Source organism: Neisseria sp. N95_16, assembly GCF_002551535.2.
Classification (GTDB): domain Bacteria; phylum Pseudomonadota; class Gammaproteobacteria; order Burkholderiales; family Neisseriaceae; genus Neisseria; species Neisseria brasiliensis.
The window spans coordinates 1-1,649 of record NZ_PDBT02000142.1 but is presented as its reverse complement, the minus strand read 5'-3'; the positions used below and the strand labels follow the sequence as shown (position 1 = coordinate 1,649).

Genomic DNA, 1,649 nt, shown 5'->3' with positions numbered 1-1,649 from the left:
TACATTTTCAGGCGTACAGTATGCGCCGTCATAATGTTTCAAGAATTCGTTTTTTGTTTCGTCATATTGATAACCGGCTGATTCGATGTCGGCTTTGACTACGTTATATGCGTCAACGGCTATGGAAGTGCCTGTGATAACGCCACCAACAATGCCACCACCGGCTAAAATACCTGCACCACGTTTAGCAAGTGAAAAAGCACCGGCTAGGACCGCGGAACGGGAGACGGAGGCGGTGACTTTGGCAGAAACTTTTGATTTTGCTGAATCCCCCGTTCTAGCATAACGTGGTGTCAAATCTTGAGCATCTGAAATAATATATTGACTTGTATCTCTATCGAAAACACCAATCCAACTACGACCATGTGAATTAGCTGTTTGATTAGCCGTTCCACGAATTCCCATGAAACGGCCATCATCAAAAACATCTATACGATCATATTTACCAGGAGCATTCTCAATGGCGAAAGCATTAGCAGAAATGAAAAAACTAACACATAGGATACTCTTTAAAAAACATCGCTCTAGGATATGAAACATAACAAGATGCCTTATCTAATTTAATTAATAAAGTAGAAGCATCGGGAAATTGAATTTCTATAAAATCTTCATCATAACGATGAAAGAAATTTCTAAACATATCAAATGGGAAAGGTTTTTTAAAAACCCCTTTTCTCATCAGTTCCCGATAATAAATTAATGCCATTGGCAAATCACGATAAATATGTGATGACGTTTTAAACTGAATTAAATGGTATTCACTAATAAACATCTTAAACCCCACTTTCTAAAGTTGGTTACTGTTGTCGAAAGTGGAAATTTATCATGTTTTCATAATCGGCGGTATCAGTCCTTAAACAGAATGAACGCCATGACAACAGGCACGGCCAAGCCGAGAAAGAAATAGTAGTCCATCATTGGAAAAGCCTTTTTGTGATGGATACGAAATAAACAGCAGCCATCACACCGAATAAAATCCAACCTGTTTCAAGACCGCTTTTCAAATTGTCGGTCGGGCTGCATTGCGGTAATGCTGCTTTGAGTGTTTGGCCATTTAGTGTCCATACAGAACCGTTATATTGTGGCTGCAGGATTTGGCCGTGTTGAGTAATTTGAGGTACTACCAAGCTGAAATAGACGTTTTCAGCTTGGCTTTGCTCAAGACATTTATTTCCAACTTGGTAGTACATCTTGATTACCTTATCGTAACAGGCGTTTCACGATGGCAATCACGAACAAAGCAGCGAATACGCCGACCACCAACCAACCGGCTTCGAGACCGTCAGCTTTAGCGGTTTCGATACCTGTTTTTGCTTCTTCAGGCAAAGCAGCATAAGCTTGGGCAGCAAGAGCCAAAGGGGCAGCGGTTACTACCGCCAATTTTGCGCCGTATTTACGAAAGGTGTTCATCAATTTCATGATATTTTCCTTTAGTGAGTAGAGTTAAAAAAATGAAAGTGTGGGCTTTGTGAAGGTTTCAGAGACCGCCCGCCGAGCCTCTTAAACTTAGTATTCTTTAAGGTAGAAACCAAAAATCAGGAATTCGCCAACGATTTCTTCTAAAGCTGCATTAAATGCGTCTTCGTAGCTATCGTATTGACCGGCTGATTTGATGTTTGGTGTAAAACCTATATCGCCGAAAGGATCAG

General features: G+C 40.7%; 3 protein-coding genes. All 3 read right to left on the bottom strand.

All coding sequences use genetic code 11. The features are described from left to right. Positions 1-540 (bottom strand): IgG-binding virulence factor TspB family protein (locus CRG49_RS12865; protein WP_304528868.1); only part of this gene is annotated, 540 nt, incomplete at its 3' end. A gap of 374 nt (positions 541-914) precedes the next feature. Continuing rightward, complete coding sequence (locus CRG49_RS12855; RefSeq protein ID WP_095501658.1) at positions 915-1,190, bottom strand: hypothetical protein; 276 nt, start codon at positions 1,188-1,190, stop codon at positions 915-917. A gap of 10 nt (positions 1,191-1,200) precedes the next feature. After that, complete coding sequence (locus tag CRG49_RS12850; protein WP_095501659.1) at positions 1,201-1,419, bottom strand: major capsid protein; 219 nt, start codon at positions 1,417-1,419, stop codon at positions 1,201-1,203. Positions 1,420-1,649: the final 230 nt, after the last annotated feature.